General features: G+C 71.6%; 23 protein-coding genes and 1 pseudogene. 15 read left to right on the top strand and 9 right to left on the bottom strand.

Translation table 11 applies throughout. From position 1 onward, the window contains the following. Window positions 1-2: 2 nt before the first annotated feature. Genes ACETWP_RS15715 through ACETWP_RS15705 form a run of 3 tightly spaced genes read right to left on the bottom strand, consistent with a single transcriptional unit; the run spans window position 3 to window position 2,931 of the window. Window positions 3-692: a GntR family transcriptional regulator gene (locus ACETWP_RS15715; RefSeq protein ID WP_373973214.1), complete on the bottom strand. Its 690-nt coding sequence runs from the start codon at window positions 690-692 to the stop codon at window positions 3-5. A 20-nt stretch (window positions 693-712) separates the two neighbouring features. After that, on the bottom strand, window positions 713-1,672 hold the full coding sequence (locus ACETWP_RS15710; protein WP_373973213.1) for a hydroxymethylglutaryl-CoA lyase-like TIM-barrel protein: 960 nt from the start codon (window positions 1,670-1,672) through the stop codon (window positions 713-715). Next, window positions 1,669-2,931, bottom strand: a complete 1,263-nt coding sequence (locus ACETWP_RS15705) for a CaiB/BaiF CoA transferase family protein (RefSeq protein WP_373973212.1) — start codon at window positions 2,929-2,931, stop codon at window positions 1,669-1,671. Before ACETWP_RS15705 ends, ACETWP_RS15710 begins: the two co-directional genes overlap by 4 nt. A 278-nt stretch (window positions 2,932-3,209) precedes the next feature. On the opposite strand from ACETWP_RS15705, the gene ACETWP_RS15700 reads away from it, so the two are divergent. The 4 genes from ACETWP_RS15700 (at window position 3,210) to ACETWP_RS15685 (ending at window position 8,281) form a co-directional block, all read left to right on the top strand. Then, window positions 3,210-5,336: a hydantoinase/oxoprolinase family protein gene (locus ACETWP_RS15700; RefSeq protein WP_373973211.1), complete on the top strand. Its 2,127-nt coding sequence runs from the start codon at window positions 3,210-3,212 to the stop codon at window positions 5,334-5,336. Window positions 5,337-5,340: 4 nt separating this feature from the next. Further along, complete coding sequence (locus tag ACETWP_RS15695; protein ID WP_373973210.1) at window positions 5,341-7,212, top strand: hydantoinase B/oxoprolinase family protein; 1,872 nt, start codon at window positions 5,341-5,343, stop codon at window positions 7,210-7,212. Beyond that, window positions 7,209-7,880 carry an isochorismatase family protein gene (locus tag ACETWP_RS15690; RefSeq protein ID WP_373973209.1) on the top strand — a complete coding sequence of 224 codons (672 nt, stop codon included), beginning with the start codon at window positions 7,209-7,211 and terminating at the stop codon, window positions 7,878-7,880. Before ACETWP_RS15695 ends, ACETWP_RS15690 begins: the two co-directional genes overlap by 4 nt. A 221-nt stretch (window positions 7,881-8,101) precedes the next feature. Next, window positions 8,102-8,281: a hypothetical protein gene (locus ACETWP_RS15685; protein ID WP_373973208.1), complete on the top strand. Its 180-nt coding sequence runs from the start codon at window positions 8,102-8,104 to the stop codon at window positions 8,279-8,281. Window positions 8,282-8,285: 4 nt separating this feature from the next. On the opposite strand, the gene ACETWP_RS15680 is transcribed toward ACETWP_RS15685, so the two are convergent. Genes ACETWP_RS15680 through ACETWP_RS15670 form a run of 3 tightly spaced genes read right to left on the bottom strand, consistent with a single transcriptional unit; the run spans window position 8,286 to window position 11,358 of the window. After that, window positions 8,286-9,065, bottom strand: a complete 780-nt coding sequence (locus ACETWP_RS15680; RefSeq protein ID WP_373973207.1) for a carbon-nitrogen hydrolase family protein — start codon at window positions 9,063-9,065, stop codon at window positions 8,286-8,288. A gap of 29 nt (window positions 9,066-9,094) precedes the next feature. Continuing rightward, complete coding sequence (locus ACETWP_RS15675; protein WP_373973206.1) at window positions 9,095-10,453, bottom strand: APC family permease; 1,359 nt, start codon at window positions 10,451-10,453, stop codon at window positions 9,095-9,097. A gap of 14 nt (window positions 10,454-10,467) precedes the next feature. After that, window positions 10,468-11,358 (bottom strand): carbon-nitrogen hydrolase family protein, encoded by an 891-nt coding sequence (locus ACETWP_RS15670; protein ID WP_373973205.1) that lies wholly within the window; start codon window positions 11,356-11,358, stop codon window positions 10,468-10,470. Window positions 11,359-11,469: 111 nt separating this feature from the next. Here ACETWP_RS15670 and ACETWP_RS15665 point away from each other — a divergent pair, with 111 nt between their 5' ends. Then, entirely contained in the window at window positions 11,470-12,213 is a 744-nt protein-coding gene (locus ACETWP_RS15665; protein WP_373973204.1) for a FadR/GntR family transcriptional regulator, read from the top strand. Here ACETWP_RS15665 and ACETWP_RS15660 read toward each other — a convergent pair whose 3' ends face one another. Next, window positions 12,214-12,828, bottom strand: a complete 615-nt coding sequence (locus tag ACETWP_RS15660) for a TetR family transcriptional regulator (protein WP_373973203.1) — start codon at window positions 12,826-12,828, stop codon at window positions 12,214-12,216. It lies immediately after the preceding gene. A gap of 67 nt (window positions 12,829-12,895) precedes the next feature. Here ACETWP_RS15660 and ACETWP_RS15655 point away from each other — a divergent pair, with 67 nt between their 5' ends. Further along, on the top strand, window positions 12,896-13,675 hold the full coding sequence (locus ACETWP_RS15655) for an SDR family NAD(P)-dependent oxidoreductase (RefSeq protein WP_373973202.1): 780 nt from the start codon (window positions 12,896-12,898) through the stop codon (window positions 13,673-13,675). A 41-nt stretch (window positions 13,676-13,716) separates the two neighbouring features. Further along, window positions 13,717-15,447: a long-chain-fatty-acid--CoA ligase gene (locus ACETWP_RS15650; protein WP_373973201.1), complete on the top strand. Its 1,731-nt coding sequence runs from the start codon at window positions 13,717-13,719 to the stop codon at window positions 15,445-15,447. Here the strand turns inward: ACETWP_RS15650 and ACETWP_RS15645 are convergent. Further along, a complete protein-coding gene (locus tag ACETWP_RS15645) occupies window positions 15,419-16,720 on the bottom strand; it encodes an LssY C-terminal domain-containing protein (protein WP_373973200.1) in 1,302 nt (433 codons plus the stop codon). The two genes, ACETWP_RS15650 and ACETWP_RS15645, sit on opposite strands and share 29 nt — an antisense overlap. 119 nt (window positions 16,721-16,839) lie before the next feature. On the opposite strand from ACETWP_RS15645, the gene ACETWP_RS15640 reads away from it, so the two are divergent. From ACETWP_RS15640 to ACETWP_RS15605, 8 genes are all read left to right on the top strand, one after another. Beyond that, the gene (locus ACETWP_RS15640) at window positions 16,840-17,625 is read left to right on the top strand and encodes an IclR family transcriptional regulator (protein ID WP_373973199.1); all 786 of its coding nucleotides are present in this window, start codon (window positions 16,840-16,842) and stop codon (window positions 17,623-17,625) included. A 93-nt stretch (window positions 17,626-17,718) separates the two neighbouring features. Further along, the gene (locus tag ACETWP_RS15635) at window positions 17,719-18,789 is read left to right on the top strand and encodes an ABC transporter substrate-binding protein (protein ID WP_373973198.1); all 1,071 of its coding nucleotides are present in this window, start codon (window positions 17,719-17,721) and stop codon (window positions 18,787-18,789) included. Between the two features lie 21 nt (window positions 18,790-18,810). Continuing rightward, window positions 18,811-19,668 (top strand): ABC transporter ATP-binding protein, encoded by an 858-nt coding sequence (locus ACETWP_RS15630; RefSeq protein ID WP_373973197.1) that lies wholly within the window; start codon window positions 18,811-18,813, stop codon window positions 19,666-19,668. After that, the gene (locus ACETWP_RS15625; protein WP_373973196.1) at window positions 19,658-20,452 is read left to right on the top strand and encodes an ABC transporter permease; all 795 of its coding nucleotides are present in this window, start codon (window positions 19,658-19,660) and stop codon (window positions 20,450-20,452) included. Before ACETWP_RS15630 ends, ACETWP_RS15625 begins: the two co-directional genes overlap by 11 nt. Before the next feature lies 1 nt (window position 20,453). Next, entirely contained in the window at window positions 20,454-22,136 is a 1,683-nt protein-coding gene (locus ACETWP_RS15620) for a dihydroxy-acid dehydratase domain-containing protein (protein ID WP_373973195.1), read from the top strand. 34 nt (window positions 22,137-22,170) lie between these two features. Next, a complete protein-coding gene (locus ACETWP_RS15615) occupies window positions 22,171-23,541 on the top strand; it encodes an FAD-dependent oxidoreductase (protein ID WP_373973194.1) in 1,371 nt (456 codons plus the stop codon). Next, window positions 23,528-24,808, top strand: a complete 1,281-nt coding sequence (locus ACETWP_RS15610) for an aconitase X (RefSeq protein ID WP_373973193.1) — start codon at window positions 23,528-23,530, stop codon at window positions 24,806-24,808. The genes ACETWP_RS15615 and ACETWP_RS15610 overlap by 14 nt, the downstream gene beginning before the upstream one ends. Window positions 24,809-24,810: 2 nt before the next feature. Continuing rightward, entirely contained in the window at window positions 24,811-25,251 is a 441-nt protein-coding gene (locus ACETWP_RS15605) for an aconitase X swivel domain-containing protein (RefSeq protein ID WP_373973192.1), read from the top strand. Window positions 25,252-25,709: 458 nt separating this feature from the next. Here the strand turns inward: ACETWP_RS15605 and ACETWP_RS15600 are convergent. Then, window positions 25,710-26,423, bottom strand: a pseudogene (locus tag ACETWP_RS15600) (hypothetical protein); the annotation flags it as partial.

Below are 26,423 nucleotides of genomic sequence, written 5' to 3'. Positions count from 1 at the left end.
ACCTAGCCCCGCCGCGCCCCGGCCGCGTTCCGCGCCGCCAGGATGTGCGTACGCATGATCGCCTCGGCCCACTCGCCGTCGCGGGCCTCGGCCGCGGCGACGAGCTCGGCGTGGTGGTTCATGCTGCGCTGCAGGGCCTCCGGCGTGTACTGCCGGAACGTGTGCGCCACGACGGCGGGCCGCATGAGGGACTGCAGGGCCGTGGCGAAGTGGCGGTTTCCGCAGCGGTCCACGAAGACCCCGTGGAACGCGGCGTTCAGCGCGCCCAGCTCGTCGAGCCGGCCGGCGCGCACCACGTCCTCCATCCGCGTGGAGAGCGACGCGAGCTCGCGCACGTCGTCGTCCGTCATCCGCGGCACGGCCAGCAGGGCGGCGTGCGGCTCGAAGCCGGCGCGCACGTCGTAGAGCCCGGCGACGTCGTCCGGGGTGAAGGACACCACCTGCGCGCCCTTGTTCTTACTGATCTCCACCAGGCCCTCGGCGGCGAGCCGGTTCAGCGCCTCGCGGATGGGCGTGCGGCTCACGCCGAAGCGCTCGGCGAGCGTCGCCTCGCGCAGCCACGACCCGGCCGGCAGCTCGCCGCCCGCGATCAGCTGGCGCACCTGCTCGTACGCGCCCTCACCAGTCGAGGCCATGCCCGTGGGCGCCGTGCCCGTCGGCACCACTGCCGTCTCGGTTGCCGCGGATTCCATGCCCTTCACCGTAGCGCCACTCACCCCTGGGCCGGGGCATCCGGCCAGCGCGCTGCCGCCAACCCGTCGCGCGTCCCGCCGCGCGAGACGAACGACGCCGACGGCCGGCCGGTGAGCTCCACGGCCCGCGCGACCGCCAGCATGTACCGTTCCAGGTCGATACCCGTCTCGATCCCCAGTCCGTCGCAGAGGTGGATGAGGTCCTCGAGCGGCGCGTTCCCCAGCACGGTGGGATCGCCCGGGAACCACAGGTCCCCGCCGAGCCCGGCGAACGAGCCCTCCAGCCACGACGCCCCGGCCATCATCGACGCCATCGCGTTCGCGGGCGCGAAGCCGTTGCGGTTGTGGAGGTGCACGCCGACGTCCAGGTGCGGGAACAGCGCGCGGGCCTCCGCGACGCCCTCGTACATCTCGCCCGGCACCTCCTCCCCGGACGTCGCGGCGAGGTAGACCGCCGCGGCCCCGGCGTCGTCCGCGGCGCGCAGCACGCGCAGGCGCTCCCCGCGCGGCACGGGGCCGCGGGCCGGCGCGAAGAACGCGCAGGCCACCGCGACCACCAGCCGGGTGCTCGTGGACGCCGCCAGCTCGCCGATGCGTGCCAGGTCCGCCAGGATCTGGTCCACGGTGAGCCGCTGGTTGCGCAGGCTCACCTGCTCGTCCGCGGAGACGACGACGACGAGCTCGTCCAGCCCGCACTCGACCGCGCGCTGCGCCCCGCGCAGGTTGGGGGCCAGGCCCCGGTAGACGACGCCGGGCACGCGCGGCACCAGGTCCATCAGCTCGGCGGCGTCGGCGAGCTGGGGGAGGACCTTGGGGTGGGCGAAGGAGACGGCCTCGATCTCGCGCACGCCCGCGTCGAGGAGCAGGTGGACCAGCTCCAGCTTGTCCTCGGTGCGCAGGGTGTGGTCCACGGACTGCAGGCCGTCGCGCAGCCCCACCTCGACGAGCCGGACCGAGGAGGGGAGGCCGGGGATGCTCACGCCACGCCCCGTTCGCGCAGCGCCGCGAGCGCCGCGCCGTCCACGCCGAGCTCCGCGAGGACCTCCGCGGTGTGCTGCCCCAGCGGCGGTCCCGGCCAGCGGACGGTGCCGGTGGTGCGGCTCAGCTTGGGGAACACGTTCTGCATCGAGACCGGTCCGAGGATGGGGTGGTCCACCTCCGTGATGGACCCGCGGGCACGGTACTGCGGGTCGGTGAGCATGTCCACGGGGCGGAAGATCTTGCCGCACGGGACCCCGTGCAGGTCCAGCGCCTCGTGCAGCGGGTCCGCGTCCTGCCCCAGCGTGTACTCGGCGATCAGGGCGTCGAGTTCGGCCTGCCGCTCGCCGCGCGCGCCGTGTGTGGCGTACCGCGGGTCGGTGGCGAGCTCCGGCTGCCCGATCGCTTCGGCCAGCCGGACGAACACCGTGTCCTGGTTGGCGGCGATCAGGAGCCACTGGCCGTCGCGCGTCGGGTAGATGTTGCTCGGCGCGACGTTGGGCAGGACCGCGCCGGTGCGCTCGCGCTGGTAGCCGGAGACCTGCCATTCCGGCACCAGCGACTCCATGACCCCGAGCACCGACTCGTAGATCGCCGAGTCCACGATCTGCCCCCGCCCGCTCCGCTCGCGCTCGCGCAGCGCGGCGAGCGCGCCGATGGTCGCGAACAGCGCGGCCAGCGTGTCGCCGATCGAGATGCCCATGCGCGACGGCGGCGTCGACGGGTCCCCGACGACGTAGCGCAGGCCGCCCATCGCCTCGCCGATGGCGCCGTATCCGGCGCGCTGCGCGTAGGGCCCGTCCTGGCCGAAGCCGGAGACGCGCACCATGACCAGGCCGGGGTTGAGCTCGCTCAGCGCCTCGTAGCCCAGCCCCCAGCGCTCCATGGTGCCCGGGCGGAAGTTCTCCAGCACGACGTCGGCGCCCGCGATCAGCCGGCGGGCGAGGTCCTGGCCCTCCGCCTCGCGCAGGTTCAGGGTCACGGAGCGCTTGTTGCGCCCGACCACGGACCACCAGAGCGACTCTCCCCGTGGGAGCTCCCGACCCCACTGGCGCAGCGGATCGCCCTTGGCGGGGTCCTCGATCTTCACGACGTCGGCGCCCAGGTCCCCGAGCATCTGGCCGCAGAACGGTCCGGCGAGCAGCTGACCCATCTCGACGACGCGCAGACCGGCCAGCGGGCCGGTCGCCGCGGGGGCGTCGGGCGTGGCGTCGCCGTGTGACCGGCCGTCCGCGGTGTGTGCTGCGTCGCGGTGATCCACGATGACCTCCTGGGAATCCGGGGAAGGGGGTCGGCCGGAGAGCGGCACGCGACCCATAACGTATACAACTTCCCACCCGCACCGCCAGCAGTCAAGGCAACAGTGCGGCGGCCGAACCAAGTTGTATGCAATCCCTTGACGGGCCGGGAAACGCCGCCCTACGCTGAACCCGAGTCGGTGTGATGCGGGCCATACCGCGCGTTGACTGGACCCCGGTTGGCTAAATCTCCCGTTGGCTAGACCCACAGTGGCCCCGGCCACGGAACCTAGGAGTACTGATGGCGTTTCGGCTTGGAGTGGACGTCGGCGGCACGTTCACCGACATTCTTCTCATCAACGAGGACACCGGCGAGACCTACCGGTACAAGACCTCGTCCACACCCGAGGACCAGTCGATCGGGGTGCTCCACGGGATCGAGGAGGCCTGCAAGGCCGCCGGCGTGTCCCCGCACGAGGTCCGCGAGGTGTTGCACGGCACCACGGTCGCGACCAACGCGATCCTCGAGCAGAAGGGTGCCCGCGTCGGCCTGGTGACGACGCGCGGCTTCCGGCAGGTGTTGCAGATCGCGCGCTCGTTTGTCCCCGGCGGCCTTGCCGGCTGGATCATCTGGCCCAAGCCCGAACCCCTCGCGGACCTCGAGGACACCGTGGAGGTGACCGAGCGCGTGTCCACCACCGGGGAGGTCATCACCGCCCTCGACGAGGACGACGTCCGCACACAGCTGCGGAAGCTCCACCGGCAGGGCATCGAGGCCCTGAGCATCAGCCTCATCAACGCCTTCGCCAACGGCGACCACGAGGGGCGCATCGCCGAGATCGCCGCCGAGGAGCTGCCGGGCATTCCCGTCTCGCGGTCCTCGGTGGTCCTGCCGGAGCTGCGCGAATACGAGAGGACCATCACCACCGTCGCCAATGCCTACGTGCAGGGCCAGGTGTCCCGCTACGTCGGGAACCTCGAGTCCAAGCTCGGCGGCGCCGGCATGGACGCCCACCTGTCCATCCTGCGCAGCGACGGCGGCCTGGTCTCCGGAAAGGTCGCCGCCGACAACCCCGTCTCGCTGCTGCTGTCCGGCCCCGCCGGCGGCGTCACCGGGGCGGTCTGGGCCGCCGAAAAGGCCGGGTTCCGCGACCTGCTGACCTTCGACATGGGCGGCACGTCGACCGACGTCGCCCTGGTCCAGGACCTGACGCCGCGCATCGGGCGCGAGACGACGGTCGGGGACCTCACGGTCCGCGCCACCTCCGTGGACGTGCGGACCGTGGGCGCCGGCGGCGGCTCGATCGCCCACGTCCCGCCGCTGACCCAGGCGCTGCGCGTGGGCCCGCAGTCCGCGGGCGCGGTGCCCGGACCGGCGTCGTACGGCAAGGGCGGCTCCGAGCCCACGGTGACCGACGCGAACGTCGTCCTCGGCTACCTGCCCTCGCAGCTGGCCGGCGGCGAGATCGGCCTCGACACCGCCGCCGCGGAGACCGCCGTCAACACCATCGCCGAGGCCATTGGGCTGGGCAGCACCGAGGCGACGGCCGCCGGCATCATCGACATCGTCAACGAGAACATCTACGGCGCGCTGAAGCTCGTCTCCACGCAGCAGGGGTTCGACCCGCGCGACTTCGCCCTGGTGGCGTTCGGCGGAGCCGGCCCCCTGCACGCCAACGCGCTGGGCCGGCTGACCGGCGCCTGGCCGGTGATCATCCCGCCGTCGCCCGGCGTGCTCTGCGCCTACGGCGACGCCACGACCAGCCTGCGCGACGAGTCCGCCCGGACCCTCGTGCGCCGCTTCAGCGAGCTCGACGACGCCCAGCTGCGCGGCATCCTGGGCGAGCTCGCCGAGACCGCGCGCGAGTCGCTGCTCGCCGCGGGGCTCGACGCCGGCGACCTCACCACCACCTACACCGCGGACCTGCGCTACCACGGGCAGGGCTTCGAGATCCCGATCACGATCGACCTCGACCGGTTCGACGGCACCGGCGGTACGCGGGGCCTCGAGGAACTGCGCGGCTCCTTCGACGCCGAGCACGAGCGGCTCTTCGCGTTCCTGCTGGACAACGAGCACGAGCTGGTCACCGCGCGCGCCACCGTCAGCGGGCCGCGCCCCGACGTCGCCTCGCCGGTCCTCGAGGACGGCGGGCCGAACCCGGCGGAGGCCGCCCGCGGCCGGCACAGCATCTGGGTCGACGGCGCGCCCGTCGACGCCACGATCTACGACCGCCACCTCCTGAAGGCGGGCAACGTCGTCGTCGGGCCGGCCGTGATCGCCGAGATGGACTCCACCACGCTGGTGCTCCCGGGGCACGCGGCGACCGTGCACCCCCACGGGAGCCTGCTGCTCCGCCCGACCGCCGACACCCCCGACGCCCCCGAGGCCGCCCTCGTCGGCGCCGCCAGCGACACCTCAAAGGACTGACACCATGGCACAGCTCATCGAAACCGCCTCGACGCCGCTGAACGCGGTGGACGTCGACGTCGTCACGCTCGACCTCATCGAGAACGCCCTGCGCAGCGCCCGCTACGAGATGGACGAGACCCTGTTCCGCACCGCGCTCAGCCCGGGCATCCGCGAGCAGCACGACGAGTTCCCGCTCATCGCCGATCCCGAGGGCAAGATGATCGTCGGGCAGTTCGGGCTGTCCATCCCCGACTTCCTGGAGAACTTCAACGGGACCATCGAGGAGGGCGACGTGCTGATGACGTCCGACCCCTACTCCTGCGGCGCCGCGATCAGCCACGCGAACGACTGGCTGGTGGTGATGCCGATCTTCTTCGAGGGGCGGATCGTGGGCTGGGCCTCGCAGTTCGGCCACATGACCGACGTCGGCGGCAAGACGCCCGCGTCGATGCCCACGGACGCGCGCACCATCTTCGAGGAGGGCGTCATCATCCCGCCCTTCAAGCTCTACCGCCAGGGCGAGCGCGACGACACCGCGCTCGGCATCATCCTCAACCAGGTCCGCAAGCCGGACTGGAACCGCGCGGACCTCAACGGCATCGTCGCGGCCTGCCGGACGGCGTCGCGCCGCGTGCAGGAGATGTGCGCGCGGTTCGGCGTCGACACCTACACGTCGGCGCTCAACGCGCTCCTGGACCGCAATTACCGCGCCATGAAGACCCTGCTGGCGCTGGTGTTTGAGGAGGGCAAGCCGCTCACCTTCACCGACTACATCGACGACGACGGCCGCGGATACGGCCCGTACGAGCTGACGATGACGATCACCCGCACCGGCGACAAGGTGCTGATCGACCTGACGGGCAGCAGCCAGCAGGCGCAGGGCCCGATCAACTACTACATCAACGAGAACTTGATCCGGATGTTCTTCGGGATCTACATGATCACGGTCGCCGACCCGCAGATCCTCTGGAACGACGGCTTCTACCCGCTGGTCGACGTCGAGATCCCGGACAACTCGTTCTGGAAGCCGAAGTACCCGGCCGCGCTCAACGGGCGCAACCACGGGATCGGCCGGCTGTTCGACCTGTTCGGCGGGCTGCTCGGCCAGGCCAACCCGGACCTGCTCAATGCCGCCGGGTTCTCCTCCTCGCCGCACTTCATGTACTCCGGCAACTACAGCCAGGGCGAGCGCAAGGGCGAGTGGTTCCAGCTCTACTCGATCGGCTTCGGCGGCATCCCCGGGCGCCCGGTGGGCGACGGCCCTGACGGGCACTCGCTCTGGCCCTCGTTCGTCAACATCCCCTGCGAGTACCTCGAGTCCTACTACCCGCTGATCATCGACCGCTGGGAGACGGTCGCCGACACCGGCGGCGCGGGCCTGCACCGCGGCGGCAACGGCGTCGACGTCTCCTACCGCTTCCTCGAGGCCGGCACGGTCGCCATCCACGACGACCGCTGGCTCACCTACCCCTGGGGTGTGCGCGGCGGCGAGCCCGGCGCGCGCGGCACCAAGTGGATCGAGAAGCCGGACGGCTCGACGGTGGTGCTGCCGTCCAAGGTGCACGACTACGCGGTGCACCCCGGCGATGTGCTGCACTTCGTGACCTGGGGCGGGGGAGGGTGGGGCGACGCCCTGCAGCGCGACCCCGAGCTGGTCTGCAAGGAGGTGCGTCGCGGCCTGGTGACGCGGGAGGGGGCGCGGCGCTACGGCGTCGTCTGCTCCGAGGAGGGCGTGCTCGACGCCGGCGCCACCGAGGCGCTGCGCGGCGAGCTGCGCTCGACCCGCGAGGAGCCGCTGCCGCTGTTCAACCGCGGGCCGGACATGGAGACCATCCTGGCGCGCGCGCTGGAGGAGACCGGCCTGCCCGCCCCGACCCCGCCGCTGCCGGTATGAGTTCCGGCGGCGCGGTTTCCGGGACAACCGGGGAGTCCGGGGATTTCGCGGAGGGCTTCGCGGCCCGCCTGAGCCCGGGCGCCCGGCCGGCGGTGCTCTCGATCGACCTGATGCGCGCCTACTTCGAGCCCTCCAGCCCGCTCTGCCTGCCCTCGGACGGGTTCCTGGCGACGGCGGGCCGTGTCCTGGCCGCGGCGCGCGCGGCGGGCGTGCCCGTGCTGCACACGGTGGTGCGGTTCGACGGCGAGGCGGACGGCGGCGTCTTCATGCGGAAGATCCCGGCGCTGCGCCTGCTCATCGGCGACAACCCGATGGGCCGCCCGATGCCGCAGGTCGATCCGGAGCCCGGCGAACCGGTGCTGGTGAAGCGGTTCGCCAGCGCGTTCTTCGGGACGGACCTCGCCGAGAGGCTGCGGGAGCTGGGAGTGGACACGGTCGTCGTGGTGGGCACCAGCACCAGCGGCTGCGTGCGCGCGACCGCGGTCGACGCGATCCAGCACGGCTTCATCCCGATCGTCGTCGCGGACGCCGTGGGCGACCGCGACGAGGCGGTCCACCGGGCGTCCCTCTACGACTTGCAGGCCAAGTACGCGGAGGTCATGGGCAGCGCGGACGTCATCGCCTATCTCGAGGAATCCAGCGCACCGGGCGGCGCCGCGGCCGGCTAGCCGGATCCCCGGCTGCGCGGAACGGCGGGATCGCGTAGTTTTTCCTCGGGAGGAACGAACCGCAGCGAGGCGCGACGTCGGCGCAGCCCGCTGTTGCGACGCCGAGGGAACAGGGAGGCCGCCATGGGCATCACCGACGAGAACCCCGCGGACATCCCGTCCCGCCTCGCGGCCGACGTGGTGCCGCGGTTCCGCACGCGCGGGGAGCTCTTCCGCTGAGCTTGGCGGACGCCGCGAACTACGTGTCCGCGGTGCGGCGGCTGCGCCAGATGCGCCCGCTCTGCCTCGGCCTGGGCCGCGCCGAGGAGTTCCGCGACTACGTCGCGTCGCTGCGCGAGGAGAACCGCCGGCGGCCGCGTTTCCTGTCCGAGCTGGACCGCGGGCTCGGCGGGCTGGCCTGACCCGTCAGATCCTCCGCTGCCGGGACATCGGGAACTCGCCGCGCACGGCGTCGACCCGCAGCGGGTCCAGATCCGCGATGCGCAGCCCCGCCTCCGTCCCGAGCTCCGCGACCACGCCGCCCATCGGATCCACCAGGACGCTGTGCCCCACCGAGATCGGGGCCGCTTGGCAGACCCCCGCGACGTACAGGCCGTTCTCTATGGCCCGCGCCGCCGTGAGCGTCTGCCACTGCCGGGTCTTCAGCTCGCCCGGCACCCACGACGCGCCCACCAGCAGCGCCCGGGCCCCGGCGTCGGACAGCGCCCGGGCGTGTTCCGGGAAGCGCAGGTCGTAGCAGGTCATCATGCCGAACCGGATGCCCCCGAGGTCGAAGAGCGCCGGCCGCGGCTCGGGCGCGGGCTTGATGAACCGCGACTCCCGGAACCCCTGCGCGTCGAAGAGGTGGATCTTGCGGTACGCCGCCAACAGCGTCCCGTCGCGGTCGAAGGCCACCAGCGTGTTGTGCGCCCGGCCGGGATCGTCGCTGGACTCGACCACCCCGGCCACGAGCGCGACGCCGTGCCGGCTGGCGGTCCGCGCCAGCGTGGAGCAGACGGGCCCGTCGAGCGGCTCGGCGACCGCCGGGAAGGAGGCGTCGATCGTCTTCTTCTCATAGGTCGCATACTCCGGCAGCACCAGCAATCGGGCGCCGTCCGCCGCGGCCCGCGCCGCGAGGCCGTCGATGGCGCGCAGGTTCGCGGCGACGTCGTGTCCCGAGGACATCTGGCCCAGTCCCACCCGCATGCCGCGTCCCGTCCCGGATCCGGCCGCGCTCAGGCGGCCACCTCTTCGGTCGCCTTCATCTCCGGGGGCGCCACGCGGAAGCCCCGCGTGATGACGGCCAGCACCACCACGCCCAGCGCCAGCCAGATCAGGCCGAGGGTCACGGCGTTCGCGTCCAGCTGCGAGAGGAGGAACGCGCAGACGACGGCACCGAGCACCGGCACCACGACGTAGCTCACCGGGTTCAGCGTCCGTCCGGCGCGGCCCTCGCGCACGTAGTGGAAAACCACGGCGACGTTGACCAGGGTGAACGCGGTGAAGGCCCCGAAGTTGATGAAGGAGGTCGACGTCGCCACGTCCAGGAAGATCGCGATCAGGCCGACCCCGCCGGTGATGAGCAGGTTGAGCACCGGGGTGTGGAAGCGGGGGTTGAGCCGCCCGAACACGCCCCGCGGCAGGACCGAGTCGCGGCCCATGGCGTAGAGCAGCCGGGACGCGCTGGCCTGGGCGGCCAGGCCGGACGCGAACTGGGCCGCCACCAGGCCGGCGAGGAACACGGCGCCGAACAGCGTGCCGCCGATCTGGAGGGCGATCTCGCTGGCCGCGGAGGCGGAGTCCTCGAAGACGCCGCCCGGGTGCACCAGCTGGGTGGCGTAGGAGACCACCACGAAGATGCCGCCGCCGATCAGCGCGATCAGCATGATGGCGCGCGGCATGTTCTTCCGCGGCTCCACGGCCTCCTCGGTCAGGGTGGTGACAGCGTCGAAGCCGAGGAACGAGTAGGCGGCGATGGCCGCCCCGGCCGTGATGGCGCCGAAGCCGGAGGTGGCGTTCATGAACGGCTCGGCGCTGAAGAGGCCGCGGACGCCTTCGTCGCTCACGACGTGCCCGATCGACAGGGCCACGAAGAACACGATCACCAGGAGCTGGAACGCCATCAACACGTAGTTGGCCTTGTCCGCCACCTTGATGCCCAGCACGTTCAGCACGGTCGTGACCAGGATGAACCCGATGATCCAGGCGGCGATCGGCACGGAGGGGAACTGCGCGCTCAGGTACGAGCCGCCGATCAGCCAGATCACCATCGGCAGGAACAGGTAGTCCAGCAGGATCGCCCAGCCGACCAGGAAACCTGCCCGCGGATCGATGGACTTGCGCACGTACGTGTAGGCGGAGCCCGCCACCGGGTACGCCACGGACATGCGGCCGTAGCTGTGCGCCGTGAACAGCATGGCGACCAGGGCCACCAGGTAGGCCGACGGCGCGGCGCCGCCCGTGGTCTCGGCGATGATGCCGAAGATCCCGAGGACGATCAGCGGGGTGAGGTACGCCAGCCCGAAGAGGACCAGCGAGGGCAGGGTGAGGGTCCGGGTCAGCGCGACGGCGGGGGACTTCGGAGGGGTGCTCATGGTGGGCTCCGTGCTCAGGGGTGGGTGGGGTGGACGGTGGTGGAGGGCTCCCAGCGCGCCGGGTCGATCCGGCCCTGGTAGACGGGCAGCTCGATGGCCGGCTCCCCGGGGCGGAACTGGGACCACATCCGGTTGACTCCGGCGGTCCCGTCGGAGCGGACGCGACCGACGGCATCGAGATCGAGCCCCGCGGCGAGGATCTCCGGCGCCTCCCCGGCGGCGTGGGCGACGACCTCGCCCTCGGGATCCACGATCAGGCTCTGGCCGCGGCCGACGGGCCCGGCGCAGTTGAGGCTGACCACGAACACCTGGTTGACGATCGCGTTGGCGCGGGCGAGGACGAGCTCCTGGCGGCGGTCCGGCGTCGTGGTCTTGACGACGTTGAGGATCACCTCGGCACCCATCCACGCCAGCTGGCGGCAGGTCTCCGGGTACCAGGCGTCGTAGCAGATGTTCAGGCCGACGCGGCCCTCGCCGCCGAGGTCGACGACGGCGAACCGGTCGCCGGGATCGTAGGGCTCGTGCGGGCGCCACGGGAAGATCTTGCGGTAGTAGCCCGCCAGCTCGCCGCGCGGGGACAGGACCAGTTGCGTGTTGAACAGCTGGCCCTCCGGTCCGCGCTCGCAGACGCTGCCCGGGACCAGCCACATCCCGAGGTCGCCGGCCAGCTCGCGCAGCTCGGCCACGCGGGGCCCGTCCAGCGGCTCGGCGCTGTCCCGGAGTGCCTCGGTGCGCTGCCGGTCCGGGTCGCCATCGCCGAAGAGGTGCAGCTCCGGGAACACCACCAGGCGGGTTTCCGGATGGTGCGCGACGGCGGCGCGCACCTCCTCGGCAAACGCCGAGACGGGTTCGCCGATCAGGCGCGGGGCCGCCTGGACCGCGACGAGGGGGAGGGTGCGCGTCATGGGATGCTCCGTCAGGGTGGGTCCGGCGGCGCCGGAATGGATGTGACCTGAGCGATATTAGTTCAAAGTGAACCAATAGAAAATAGGCGGCGGCTTTCGTAGAGTGTGGGTATGACAGCCACCGACGCCTCGCCGATCGAGGGTGCGGCGCTCGCCGGCATCGACCGGCGCACCGCGATCGACGCCGTGCGCCTCCGGATCGGCATGGCGATCTCGCTGGGGCTGCTCGGGCCGGGGGAGCGGCTGCCGGACCAGAGCGAACTGGCACTGGGCCTGTCGGTCAGCCCGATCACCGCGCGCCGCGCACTGACCAGCCTCGCCGAGCAGGGCGTCGTGGTCCGCCGGCGCGGGCGCGGAGGCGGGACGTTCGTCGCCGACCACCCGCCGGCGGCGGTCCTGCGGGATCTGGTGGCCGGCCCGGGGGAGTCGGTGGAGGTGCACCGGCTCGTGGACCAGCGCCTGCTGCTCGAGTGCGCGGTCACGCACTTCGCGGCGCTCAACGCCACGCCGGAGCAGCTGGACGAGCTCGAACGCCTGACGGCCAGGATGGCCGCGGCCGGCAGCTGGTCCGCGTACCACCAGGCGGACGAGGAGTTCCACCGGCTCGTGGGCCGGTCGTCGGCGCTGGGAAGCGCCGTCGACGCGTACGTCCGGGTCCTGGCGGAGCTCTACGGGTTCTTCCTGCCGTACCCCATCGAGCGCCTGCACGAGGCCAACCGGGACCACGTGCGCCTGGTGGCGGCGCTGCGCGACGGCGACGTCGAGGCGGCCGTCGAGGTGTCCCGCGGCCACGTGGACGCGCTGCACCGGACCATGTTCATGGGGCTGCTGGAGCGCCGGAACGAGGCGGGGTAGCTACGGGGCGTGCCCCGGGAGCCGCAGCACGTCCAGCGCGGCCGTCAGGTACGGCGCGGGGTCCGGGTCCGTGCCGGCCGCCCACCGCGTCCAAGCCGCGAAGGTCACCCCGATGTACGCGGCGGAAACGTAGTCCGCGGCGTCCGGCGGGCACCCGCGCGCCAGCAGGTGGTCGCGGATCGAAGTGCGCTGCGGGGCCAGGGCCTCGTGTCCCCGGCTCGCCAACTCGGGATGCGCCGCGATGATCCGCAGGCGCCCGCGGGCCACGGACAGGTCCGGGATGGTCGCGGCGCCGGCGACCGCCACCCGCCGCAGCCAGGCGAGGAGGTCGCCGTCGTGGTCCCCGCCCGTGCCCGGCGCCCCGCCGGAGGCCTCGAGGACCGGATCCATGCCGCCCCAGACCAGGTCCGCCTTGCTGGCGAAGTAGCGGTAGAGGCTCTTGCGGGCGATTCCGGCCGCCCGCGCGATGTCCTCCATCGACGTCCGCTCGTACCCGCGCTCGGCGAAGAGCCGCAGGGCGAGCGCGGCGACGGCGTCCGGATCGATCGTCGCGGGCCTGCCGGCGGGCCGCGTGGGCGCCGGGGACCCGTCGTCGGACAGCGAACCAGCATTCATTCTTTTATTATGACACGCCGTGTCATAAGGTGGGAGGCCTCAGCTCCACCACCTCCGAAGGGACATCATGGGCAACGAAGCCTCCTGGCAGGAAACCACCACCGCGGGCCGTTTCGCCGGCAAGACCGTCATCGTCACGGGCGCGGGGTCCGGCATCGGGCTGGCGACCGCGTTGCGGATCGCGACGGAGGGCGGAAGGGTGGTCGCCGCCGACATCAGCGCCGAGCGGCTGGACGCCCTGGTGGACGGGCATCCCGAGGCGGACCTGATCCCGGTGGCCGGCGACATCTCCGACGAGGACACCGTCACCGCCGTCGTCGCGGCGACCGGCGGCCGCGTGGACGCGCTCGCGAACGTCGCGGGCATCATGGACGACTTCACCCCGATCCACCAGGTCGACGACGAGCTCTGGGGCCGCGTCTTCCGCATCAACGTCACGGCGCTCATGCGCCTGACCCGCGCCGTCGTGCCGATGATGCTGACGGCCGGCGCCGGCTCGGTCGTCAACGTCGCCTCCGAGGCCGGGCTGCGCGGCTCCGCCGCCGGCGCCGCGTACACGGCGTCCAAGCACGCCGTCGTCGGACTGACCAAAAACTCCGCGGTGATGTACGGACCGAAGGGCCTGCGGTTCAACGCCGTGGCCCCGGGTGCCACCATCACCAACATCCAGGCCTCGTGGGGCTCCGAGCTGGCCGCCGCCCGCCTCCAGCCGCTGATGGGCGCGAACATCCCCGCGCCGGCCACCGCCGCGCAGCTCGCCGCGTCGATCACCTTCCTGCTCAGCGACGACGGCACCAACGTCAACGGCGCCATCCTTGCGTCCGACGGCGGCTGGTCGGCGGTGTAGCAGGATTCGCCCCGGCCGGACCATCGCGACAGGATAGGTGCATGGAAAACGCCGCCGAGAACACCGAACAGCACGACGCCGGCCAGCACCAGGCAACCCAGCGGCCCTGGGTCAAGAACTACCAGCCGGGTGTCCCGGCGGAGATCGAGCTGCCGACGGAGTCGCTCGTCGACATGCTCGAGCGGTCCGTGGCGGAGGCCGGCAAGAGCCCTGCGTTGGAGTTCTTCGGCCGGCGCACCAGCTACCGGGAACTCGGCGAACAGGTGGAGCGGGCGGCCGAAGGGCTGCGGCGGCTGGGCGTGCGCGCCGGCGACCGGGTCGCGCTCATCCTGCCCAACTGCCCCCAGCACGTTGTCGCGTTCTACGCGGTGTTGCGCCTGGGCGCCGTCGTCGTCGAGCACAACCCGCTGTACACCGCCCGCGAGCTCCGGCACCAGTTCGAGGACCACCAGGCGCGCGTCGTCATCGCGTGGGACAAGGCCGCGGCGGCCGTGCGCGAATTCCCGCCCGACGTCGAGATCGACCACGTGGTGTCCGTGAACCTGCTGGAGGCGTTCCCCGCCGCCAAGCGCCTGGCGCTTGGTCTGCCCGTGGGGAAGCTGCGCGCGACCCGCGCCTCGCTGACCGCGCCCGCGAAGGGGACCCTGCCGTGGCGGAAGCTGCTGGGCCACGGCCGGATCGACGCCGCACACCCGCGCCCCGCCGTCGGGGACCTCGCCGCCATCCAGTACACCTCGGGCACCACGGGCCGGCCCAAGGGCGCCATGCTCACGCACTTCAACCTCTACGCCAACGCGCTGCAGGGGGAGGCGTGGATGGCCGGCGCCGAGTACCGCAAGGAGGTCTTCTACGCGATCCTGCCGATGTTCCACGCCTTCGGCCTGACGCTGTACCTGACGTACGGCATCCGCAAGCAGGCGCTGCTGGTCCTGTTCCCGAAGTTCGACCCGGACCTGGTCCTCGACGCGATGAAGAAGTCGCCCGCGACCGTCTACTGCGCGGTCCCGCCGATCTACGAGCGCACCGCGCGGGCCGCGCTGGAGCGCGGCGTCTCCCTGCGCTCCGCCCGGTTCTGCATCTCCGGCGCCATGAACCTGCCCGACGACGTCGTCCGGCTGTGGGAGTCCGTCTCCGGCGGGCTCCTGGTGGAGGGCTACGGGATGACGGAGTCCTCGCCGGTGGCCCTGGGCAACCCGTTCCACCCCACGCGGCGCACGGGGACGATCGGGGTGCCGTTCCCCTCGACGCTGATGCGCGTCGTGGACCTGGACGACCCCTCCGTCGAAGTCCCGGCGGGCCGTCCGGGGGAGCTGCTCCTCAAGGGTCCGCAGGTCTTCGGCGGCTACTGGAACAACCCGGAGGAGACCGCGCGGGCGCTCACCCCCGACGGCTGGCTGCGCACCGGCGACGTGGTGACCGTGGACGACGACGGCTTCGTCACCATCGTGGACCGGGCCAAGGAACTGATCATCACGGGCGGCTTCAACGTCTCGCCCACCGAGGTCGAGGCCGTGCTGCGCGGGCACGCCGACGTGCGGGACGCGGCCGCGTTCGGCACGCCGCTGGAGCGCGGCGGCGAGATGGTGGTCGCCGCCGTCGAACTGGAACCCGGCGTCGCGCTGGACGAGGAGGCGCTGCGCGCCCACTGCCGCGGGCAGCTCGCGGCCTACAAGGTCCCGCGCCGGATCGTGGCGATCGAGGACATGCCGCGCTCGATGCTCGGCAAGATCCTCCGCCGGCAGGTCAGGGAGCGCGCGGCTCCGTCGCTGTGAGGGCGTCGCGCCGGCGCGCATAGGTGCGGGCGCGCTCGCTGGAGAGCGCGAGGATCAGCAGGATGTCCAGCGCGAGGCCCAGGAGGTTCGTCGCGAAGGAGATGCCGGGTCCACCGCTGAGGACGTTGACGAACTGGACGACGATCGCCAGCGCGCTCAGGGACATGGTCAGCACGCGCGCCCGGTTGCCGCCGCGGTAGATGAACCACGCCATCGCGATTTCCGTCAGCCCGAAGGCGGCGACGACCGCCGCGGCGGCGGGCAGGAGCGACCGAAGGCCCTGCTGGGCCACGGCCGTCCCCAGCGGCGACCCGTCGGTCGCCAGCGCGGCGGCGAAGGCGAGCGACGCCAGCCCCCGGCAGAAGACCAGGACCGCGCCGAACGTCGTCGGCGCGGGGCGCCGGTCGCGGCTGTCGGTCGGTTCCGGGACCCGGTCGGCGGGGTCCGTGGAGACCCGCCGGAGGTCGACGACGGGCAGGTCGCCGTCCGTGGAGATCGTGTCCCCGCCGCCGTTGCGCGAGTGGTAGCCGGTCGCGAAGTCCCGGATCACGCGGACCTCGATGTCGGGCTCGGCGCTCCGGACCGACGCGAGGACGTAGTCCCGCTCCCGGTCGATGTCCTCCTCGATCTTGTGCGTGATCTGCAGCGTGAACAGGGACAGCCCGACCGCCCTGTCGTACGTGCCGGCCGCCAGCCAGTCCACGCGGGCCCCGCCGGGGAGCACCCAGTCCGGAGGGCAGCGCCAGAAGCGGATGTGGTGCCGCTTGCCCGGGTTCCCGTCCACCTCCTGCTGGTAGGCGACGTCCTGCTGCCTGCCGAAGACGAACAGCGGGCTGACGGGTGCCTCGTGGTAGCTGCGCTTCGTCAGCGTGGAGTGGATGATCCGCCAACTGCTCTTCAGGTCCACCTCGTCCGCGCGGGTCCATCCGGCCCGGCGCATGGTGGCATGCAGCTGGTCCTCCGTGCCCAGGAGCGCGACGTTCACGGGGTCGCCCAGCAGCCCGTCGCTGGTCCGGGCCCGGCCGATGAAGTAGTCGGGCAGGTACACGCGGGTCAGGATCCGGTGCAGCCGCGGCAGCACCAGGTACGCCAGGACCGCCCAGAACACCAGCGAGAACCAGATCATCCGCCAGTGCAGGGACTCCTGCAGCAGCAGGGTGGCCAGCCAGACGGCCGCGACCCCGCCGAAGACGAAGAACGCGGTGTCCACGGCCCGGGCGGCGCCCGGAGCCCTCGCCGCGCGCCGACGCTCGCGTTTCGCGACCTCCGCCATGGGCGAAGCATGGCAAGAACGCCCGCCGGGGGCAAGGGGACAGGCGGCGGTCGGCGCCATCCGGCGCGCCGCGGGTAGTCTGCCCATGTCAGGGTCGACGATCCCAGGGGGTGTAGCCGGTGCGCAGCGACGACGGGCGGAGCGTCCTTTCCCGCGTGGTCGGGATCCTGCGCGCTTTCGGCACCGCGGGCGAGGAGCTCACGGCGACGGAGATCAGCCAGCTCGCCGGCCTCCCGATCTCGACGTGCCACCGCATCCTGTCCGCGCTGGTGGAGGAGGGCCTGCTGGAGCGGGGCGCCGACCACCGGTACCACGTGGGGCTGGTCCTCTGGGAGGTCGCGTCCCACGCGCCGCGCTCGGTGGGCGTCCAGCGCATCGCGCTGCCGTACATGCGGGACCTCTTCGACATCACCCACTACCCCGTGCACCTGGCGATCCGCGAGGGGCTCCAGGCGGTCTTCATCGAACGGCTGGCCCCGGTCGACGCCAGCTCGCAGCGCCCGCGCATCGGCGCCCGCTATCCGCTGCACGTGACGTCCGTGGGGCTGATGCTCCTGGCGCACGCGCCGGCCCGGGTGCAGGACGAGTTCCTGGCGAGTCCGCTGCGGGCCTACACGCCCCGGACGGTCACCGATCCGCTCCGGCTTCGCCGCACCCTGGCCGAGATCCGGACGCGGGGATTCGCGGTCAGCGACCGGCAGGTGGTCATGGACGCGATCTCCGTCGCGGCACCGATCCGGGACCAGGACGGCGACGTGGTGGCCGCGATCTCGGTGAACACGCCGCTCGGGCGTTTGCGCGAGCAATCGATGGCCCACGCCGTCCAGACGGCGGCCCTGGGCATCACGCGCTCGTGGCGGCGCGGGCCCGCGCAACCCGACGAGGCGTCGCCGACCCCCCTGTGACGCGGATCTCATTCAGCGGAAAAGCCCTATGGCCGAATACCTATGGATTGAGATAGTCGAGCTAGTGGTTCAACCCGACCCTAGGAGACAACGATGTCCTCGATTTCCACCCTGTCCGGTTCGCGCGTCAACCGCCGCGGCTTCCTGAGCGGAGCGCTCGGGCTCGCCGCCCTGGGCGCCACCGGCGCCCTGTCCGCCTGCGGAAGCGGCGCTGGCGCGACCTCGGCGGCCGGCGGTTCGCTGAAGGAATTCACCTACCTCAGCTACCTGCCCATGGAGACGCTGTCCGTGGCCCCCGAACTGCTCGCCGACGCCGGCGGCTACTTCGAGAAGCAGGGGCTCAAGGTCACGTTCCAGACCACCAAGGGCTCGCCGCAGGCGCTGCAGACGCTGATCTCGGGCGTCGCCCCGCTCACGCGCGTCGGCGCGATCGACCTCATCACCGCGGCGGTCGACGGCCAGCCGCTGGTGAACGTCGGCAGCATCGTCCGCGGCTCGTCGATCCGCACGCTCTACAGCATGGACACCCCGCTGACGAAGCCCGAGGACTTCCTGGGGAAGACCATCGGCGTCCCCTCCGAGGGCGGCACCAGCGACAAGTCGCTCTCGCTCATGCTGCACAAGGCCGGCTTCGACCCCAACGACGTGAAGCGCCAGGTCGTCGGGCTGGGCCCCGGCACCTTCGAACTGGTCAAGCGCGGCGACATCTCGGGCTACATGGTGAGCATCGACCAGTCCATCATCGTGTCCCAACAGTTCGCCGGCGAGGCCGGGGTGTTCGACGCCGGGGACGGCGTCCGCGCCGACTCGCAGATCTACACCGCCACAACCGACGGACTGGAGCAGCACGGGGAGGACATCACCAAGTACCTCGCGGCGATCCGCGAGGCGACCCAGGCAATCGTCGACGACGAGAGCCTCGACGGGGTCATCGAGACCCTGCGGTCGAAGTACTCGTTCGCCTCCCTGGACAGCGACGAGGTCGCGCGGGAATCGCTCACGCAGAGCCGGGCGCTGTGGACGGCGAAGGGCACGCAGCCGCTGCTCACCACCGTTCCGGAGTACTGGACCGAGGGCTACGACGAACTGGTCGACGCCGGAATGGTCGAGGCGGGCGCCGACCCGGCGCAGTGGATGGACAACGGCTACCTGGCCGCCGGCTAGTCCGGAACCGACGGAGGGATCATGACGATGCAATCCGAGCTAGCGCCGGCCACCGCGCCCGCACCGGCCCCCGCGGCCCCCGAGCGTCCGGTCGAAATCCGGATCAGGGGCCTGGAGAAGACCTACACCACCGAGCGCAACACGGTCCACGCGCTCTCCGACATCAACCTGGAGATCCGCCGCGAGGAGTTCGTCTCGCTCATCGGCCGTTCCGGCTGCGGCAAGACCACCCTGCTGCGCATCATGGCTGGCCTCGTCCCGCCCAGCGGCGGCGAGGTGGAGATCGGCGGCCGCCAGCTGTGGCAGCAGCAGAAGGTCGACGCGACCGTCATCAAGCGGCTCGGCGTCGTCTTCCAGGACTCCAACCTCTTCCCGTGGTTCAACATCGAGGACAACATCGCGCTGCCGCTGAAGCTGCGCGGCGTGAGGAAGGCGGCCCGCCGCGAGCGCGTGCGCGAGCTGGCCGAGCTGGTGGGCCTGCGGAACTTCCTGTCCAACTACCCCCGGGAGCTCTCCGGCGGCATGCGCCAGCGCGCGGCGATCGCCCGGGCGCTCAGTGACAACCCGGAGCTCCTGCTCATGGACGAGCCGTTCGGCGCGCTCGACGCGCTGACGCGGGAAAAGATGAACGTCGAGCTGCAGCGCATCGCCCTGGCGACCAAGGCGACCGTCGTCTTCGTCACCCATGACATCGAGGAGGCCGTCTCGCTCGGGGACAGGGTGGTGCACCTGACCCCGCGGCCGGGCCGCATCAAGGACATCGCCGACGTCGACCTCGCCCGCCCGCGGGCGCTCGAGGTGCAGACCAGTCGCGAATTCAACGAGGTCGTCGCCGGGTTGCGCGCCTCGCTCAGCCAGGAGGACGACGATGAATCGTAGGAAGCTTCTCAAGGTCCTGCCGTGGATCACGACGCCGGCGCTGCTCGCCGTCGTGTTCGCGGTCTGGGAGATCGCGGTCAGGACGCTGAACGTCTCGCCGCTGATCCTGCCCCCGCCGTCGCAGGTGTTCGTGAACCTCCAGCGGCTGCTGCTGATGCCGTCGACGTGGCAGAACGTCCAGGTGACGGTGACCGAGATCGTGCTGGGCTTCACCTTTGGCGTGATCGCCGGCGTCGTCGTCGGGGTCACGCTCGGCAAGCTGCCGCTGGTGGAGGCCAGCGTCCGGCCGCTGATCATCGCTCTGGAGGTCGTCCCGAAGGTCGCCCTGATCCCCCTGTTCGTCATCTGGTTCGGCTTCGGCATGACCACGAAGGTCATCATCGCCGGGCTGCTGGCGTTCTTCCCGGTCATGCTCAACGTGCTCCTCGGGGTGCGCTCGGTGGACCGCGGCCACCGCGACGTCATGCAGAGCATCAACGCCAGCAAGTGGCAGACCTTCGTGAACCTCGAGGTCAAGAGCATGATGCCGCACGTCTTCGCCGGCATGGAGACCGCGATCGTCCTGGCGGTGATCGGAACGATCGTGGGCGAGTACCTCGGCGGCAACGAGGGGCTCGGCTACATGGTGGTCAGGACGCTCAACGAGTTGAACGCGCCCGCGCTGTTCGCCGTCATCCTCATGCTGGCGACGGTCGGCCTGATCATGTACTTCATCGTCACCTCGTTCAAGCGTTTCGTGATTCCCTGGCACGAGTCCGTCTACAGCCGCAAGGTGGTGGGCTGAGATGGAGCTGCGCAGCAACTTCCCCGTCGGCAGCCCGCGCTGGGCCACGCGCCGCACGCAATGGAAGGTCCTCGGCCTGACCGACGACGACCTGTCCAAGCCCAAGATCGCCGTCGTCAACTCGTCCTCCAAACTGGCGCCGTGCTTCAGCCACCTGGACGACATCGCCGACCGCGTGTGCCAGGCCATCCGCGACGCCGGCGGCGTCGCCTTCGAGATCCGCACGGTCGCGCCGACCGACTTCATCATGGCCGCGGGGGAGCGCGGCGGCTACGTGCTCTCCAGCCGCGACCTCCTCGCGAACGACGTCGAGGCCGCCGTGGAGGGGGCGATGCTGGACGGCATGGTCTGCCTCGCCTCGTGCGACAAGACGACGCCGGGGCAGCTCATCGCCGCGGGCCGCACCAACCTGCCCACCGTCGTCGTGCCCTGCGGCTACCAGCCGTGCGGTGTCATGGACAACGGCGAGCCGGCCGACATCGAGGAGGTCTTCATCAAGGCCGGACACGTCGCCTCGGGCGGCATCACGGTCGACGACCTCTGCGCCATCAGCGACCGCGCCATCGGCGGACCCGGCGTCTGTACGGGCATGGGGACCGCCAACACCATGCACATCGTCGCCGAGGCGCTCGGCATGACGCTGCCCGGCGCGGCGCCCGTGGCGGCGAACAGCCCGAAGATGTGGGCCACCGCCGAGGCGTCCGCGGCGACGATCCTCGACGCCGTCCGCGCGGACCGCCGCCCCCGCGACATCATGACGGAGGGGGCCTTCCGGAACGCCGTCGCGGCGGTCCTGGCAGTCAGCGGTTCGATCAACAGCATCAAGCACCTGCAGGCCATCGCGGTGGAAAGCGGCGTCGGGATCGACATCAACGAGGCCTTCGCCGAGCTCGGCCGGGACGTCGGCCCGCTGACGGCCGTGCGCCCCAGCGGACCCGACAGCATCGAGTCCTTCGAGGCCGCGGGCGGCGCGCGCGGCGTGCTGTCCCAACTGCGGCCCGTGCTGGACCTGGGCGTCGCGACGATCGGCGGGCCGACGCTGGGGGAGACCCTCGAGGGCTACGCGGTCCCCGACGACACGATCATCCGGCCCCTCGACCGGCCGCGGGCCCCGCATGCGACGCTCCAGATCCTGCGTGGCTCGCTCGCGCCGGAGGGGTCGATCGTCAAGCTCTCCGCGACCGAGCGGCGACAGGACCGGTTCACGGGCCCCGCCGTCGTCTTCGAGGACGCCGCGGAGGCGATCGCCGCCATCAACGACGGACACGTGGAGGAAGGCAGCGTCCTGGTGCTGCGCGGGCTGGGTCCCGTCGGCACGCCGGGCATGGGGATGGCGTCCAACGTCGTCTTCGCGATCAACGGCGCCGGCCTGACCGGGAAGGTCGCCGTCGTCACCGACGGCCAGCTTTCCGGCCTCGTCAACCAGGGGATCGTCGTGGGCGAGGTCAAGCCCGAGGGCGCGCTGGATGGTCCCCTCCGGCTGGTGCGCGACGGTGACGAGATCGCGATCGACATCCCCGCCCGGGCCGTGGACCTCCGGGTGGCCGCCGCGGAGCTCGGCGCCCGCGGCGACCGGCCGCTCTCGGTGCCCGGCGAGGGATCGACCGGCTGGCTCGGCGTCTACGCGCGCAACGTCACGCCGCTGGAACACGGGGCGACCCTCGGGCGACGGCTCGCACGATGACGCCGCCGCCCACCACGACCACAAGGAGGCAGCAATGCCGCACGAACTGACCGAAGTCAAGATCCGCACGCTCACCAAGGCGCCGTCCGCCGCCCCGGAACAACTCAGCGCCGACCTCTGCATCGTCGGCGCGGGCATCGCCGGGATGTCGGCGGCCCTCACCGCCGCGCGGCTCGGCCGTCGGGTGGTGCTGGTCGACGCGCTCCCTGTGCTCGGGGGCCAGTGCGCCAACTCGCTGATCGGGCTCTTCTGCGGGGTCTATGGCAACGGCCCCGAATACCGCCAACTGACCCACGGGATCTTCGACCCGATGTTCGCCGCCCTGGAGAAGACCGGCGACCTGTCCTACAACCGCCGGCACACCATCACCGTCAACTACGACGAGACCGCCGTCGGCCGCTGGATGGAGAACCAGGTCGTGGACCACGGGATCGTCCCCGTCACCGGGGCGTCGGTCTTCGAGGTCGAGAACGACGGCGGACACCTCCGGGCTGTCACGTTCGCCACACGTTTCGGGTTGCTGCGCGTGGCCGCCGACTCGTTCATCGACGCCTCAGGGGACGCGGCGCTGACCTGGGAGGCGGGACTGGAGTGCCGCGTGCCCGAGCGCACCATCTGGGGATCGCAGCAGGTCCGGCTGGAGAACCTGGACCCCGAGTTCGCCCCGGAACCCGCCGAGCTGGCCCAGCGGGTCAACGACAAGGCCGCCGAGTACGGGCTGCTGCGCCGCGACGGGCTGGCGTTCTTCTTCCCCGGCCGGGACACCGCCGTGATGAACATGACGCACGTCGAGGCCCCGCTGCAGGCCGTCGAGGCCTCGGCCGCGCAGCTGCGCGGCAAGGAGCAGGCGGACCGCGTGCTGGACTTCCTGCACGCCGAGTTCCCCGCCGCGTTCGGCCGCGCCACGGTTCGCCTGTACGGCTTCCCGGGCCGCCGGCAGACCCGGTGGATCGCCGGGGAGCACCAGCTCACGGTGGACGAGGTCACGGACGGCGTGCGATTCGACGATGCGGTCGCGCGCACCGCGTGGCCGATCGAGCTGCACGACCGGCCGGAGGGCTACGTCTGGACCCAGTTCGATGACGACCACGTGCACTACGTGCCGCTGCGCAGCATCACGCCGCGGGGGGCCGTCAATCTGCTCGCCGCGGGGCGCTGCGTCGACGGCGACGCCGCCGCGCTGTCCAGCGTGCGCGTCATGGGACCCTGCGCGGCGATGGGCGAGGCCGCGGCGCACGCGCTCGACCTGGCCGACGGCGGGCCCGTGGCGGACATCGACCTCGCGCAGCTGCGCGAGCGGATCCGGCCCAACATCGGGCCGGACGACGGGGCAGCAACCGGGGCCCCGCCGTCGTCCACCTCCTCCGCCGGGCTGGATCAGGAGCACGCGCATGCTGCTCACTGATGATGACCGCGCCATGCGCGACGGGCGCGACGGCGAGGCGACCGCGGCCGCCATGGACCTGCTGATCCGCTACGGCGAGGGACTCGGGGCCGAACGCCTCTGCAGCGTGCGCAACGTCGCCGGCACGTCCACGCAGCCCACGCCGGCCAAGGAGATGATCGCGCGTGAGGGCGGATGGAAGAAGGCCTACTCTGTCATCAACCTCGACTGCGACGAGGACATCGAGATCCCGCGGATGCGGGTCCCGACCTGCCAGCTGCAGCACGGCTTCAGTGCGGATGCGCTGGAGATCACGCCGTACAACCCGCACCTCGTGGAGCTGCAGGCCGAGGCCGAGGCGTTCGCCAGCGACCGCGGCATCAACATCCTGGCCACCTGCACGCCGTACCAGGTCGGGAACCTGCCGGTCCGCGGCGAGCACATCGCCTGGATGGAGTCCTCGGCCGTCGTCTACGCGAACTCGGTGATCGGGGCGAAGTCCAACTGCGAGGGCACCGCGTCCACGGGTGCCGCGGGGCTGACCGGTCGCATCCCCTACTGGGGCAACCACCTGGACGAGAACCGGAAGGGCACGCACCTCATCCGTTCCGATGTGCGGATCGATTCCTTCCTGGACTGGGGGCTCCTCGGCTACTTCGCCGGGGACGTCGTCCAGGAGGAGCGGCCGGTGCTCACGGGAAACCTCGCGCTGCCGACCCAGTCGGACCTGAAGCACCTCGGCGCGGCTCTGGCAACGAGCGGTGGCGTCGAAATCTTCCACCTGCCCGGGGTGACGCCCGAGGCGCCCACGGTCGCCGAGGCGTTCGGACGCGCGCGCGTCCCCGACGCCGTCGTCTACGGTGAGGCGGACCGGCGGCTGGCCTACGAGACGCTGAACAACCAGGGGCAGTCCGACGACGTCGACTTCATCCTGCTGGGATGCCCGCACGCGTCGCTGGACCAGCTCGGGGAGATCGCGCGCCTCTTGGACGGCAAAAAGCTGAATCCCGGGACGGAACTGTGGGTCATGACGCCGCGCGCGCTGCGGTCCGTCGCGGACCGCAACGGGTACAGCGAGGCCATCGAGCGGGCCGGTGGACGGCTGCTGACGGACTCCTGCCCGGCAATGTCGAGGACGGCGCCCCGGGGGACCCGCGTCTTCGCGACGGACAGCGCCAAGCAGGCGCACTACCTGCCGGCGATTCTCGGCATCGAAGCGTGGTTCGGCACGCTGGAGGACTGCGTGGACGCGGCGGTCACGGGCAAGTGGAGAGGGGAACTGCGATGAGCGTGGAGGGACAGGTCGACACCACCTTGGTGCTCCGAGGCCGCGGGATTGTTCCCGGCAAGGTCCGCGGGGAGGCTCTCGTCTCGCCGGAGACGATTTCCGGCTGGGGTGGGATCGATCCGGCGAAGGGGACGATCATTGAGCGGCGCCACAGCCTGTTCGGGGTCTGTTTCGCCGGCAAGATCCTGGTCTTTCCCGGGGCCAAGGGATCCTCCGGCTGGTCGGGGTTCTTCCAAAGCACCCGCCTGCTGGGTACGGCGCCGCTCGCGATGGTCTTCACCACCGTCACGACGAAGGCGGTGCTGGGCGCGGTGGTGACGCGCGTGCCCACGGTGAGCGATTTCGGCGACGGGGTCGATCCGGTGCGGTCCATCCGATCGGGTGACATCGTGGAGGTCGATGGGGATGCTGGCACGGTGACGATCGTCCGCCGTGCCGGATGATCGGTCTCTGGTGAACACGCGGCCGTGAGGCGCGCGCTCCCGGTGAGCGCGCGCCGCTCTGTCCACTGGACGGCCGGGCAATTTACCCGCCTGAAACAGGGTGTGTGACGCCCCCGAAACGCGGAAGCGGGACAGTGGAGCAGAGCCCGTCGAGGGTTGCTTCGTTTTCCCGCCCGTCGTGTTGGAGAGGCAGTGTGGTTCCCGTGGTGAAGAGCTGGATGAAGGAACTCTGGACTGCGCTGTGTGAACCCGGCCCCGTCACCATGGGCATGGGGTTCGCGGGTTCGTATTGCCACGCGGATGTCGTCGAATATCTGGAGCTCAGCCACGATAGGTCGGGATCCCTTCGCGGCTGATCGGCTGACCGTAAGAGCGCGGGTCCTCCGGCGTTGACCTTCTCCGAGCCTTTGGAACGGTGATTCCGGTGATTCCGATTGCGCCGGAGCTGCACGGTTCCGTCAGAAGGGTGGTTCCGGTGTGTTCGGGTCGAATCCGGACGGTGTGGTCCATGCGGCCCACGGGTCCGCGCGGGGCGGGACGGCCCCCACGCCCTGCCCGACGCCCTGCCCGGCGCCCTGGCCCTGAACGACGCCGGCGCCGGTGCCGGTGCCGGGGATGCCGGGGCTGGTGGTCGGGGTCGGGACGGGCAGGCGTTTGCGCATCGCCCTGATCCGCGGGCGGCGCGGTTGCGTGGTTGTGCGGGCGGGGCGGGGCCGCGGGAGGCCGGGGTCCCGGGCCGGGGTGTGGTCCAGTCCGGCGAGCTCGGCCATGAGCCAGGGGATGTCGTTCCCGCCGGCGGCCTCGTAGGCCCGCCGGTCCGCGGCCCGTTCGGCCTCCAGGACCCCCTCGGCTTCCAAGGCCTCGAAGTGCGCGATGCACGCGGCCTCGGCCGCGGCCAGGTCCGCCGGCGGGGTCTCGAGGTGCTCGTCGGCCCACGCGAACAGGGCCGCGTTCAGGCGCTCCACGGTCTCGGGCGTCGGCTGCGGGGCGGGGTCGTTCCAGAAGTCCTCCCACGCGTCGTCGGCCGGGTCCCCGCACGGATTCCCCTCCGGGACGGCGGGCTGGACGGAGGCCGCGGCCTGGACAATGGCCGCGGCGCCGGCCTGGACGCCGGTTTGGTCGGTGGCCGCGGTGCCGGCCTGGGCGGTGGCCGCGCCGGAGGCGGTGGCGTC

It is taken from the genome of Arthrobacter halodurans, from assembly GCF_041877255.1.
GTDB lineage: Bacteria > Actinomycetota > Actinomycetes > Actinomycetales > Micrococcaceae > Arthrobacter_N > Arthrobacter_N halodurans.
This window is presented reverse-complemented; position numbering and strand designations above follow the sequence as displayed.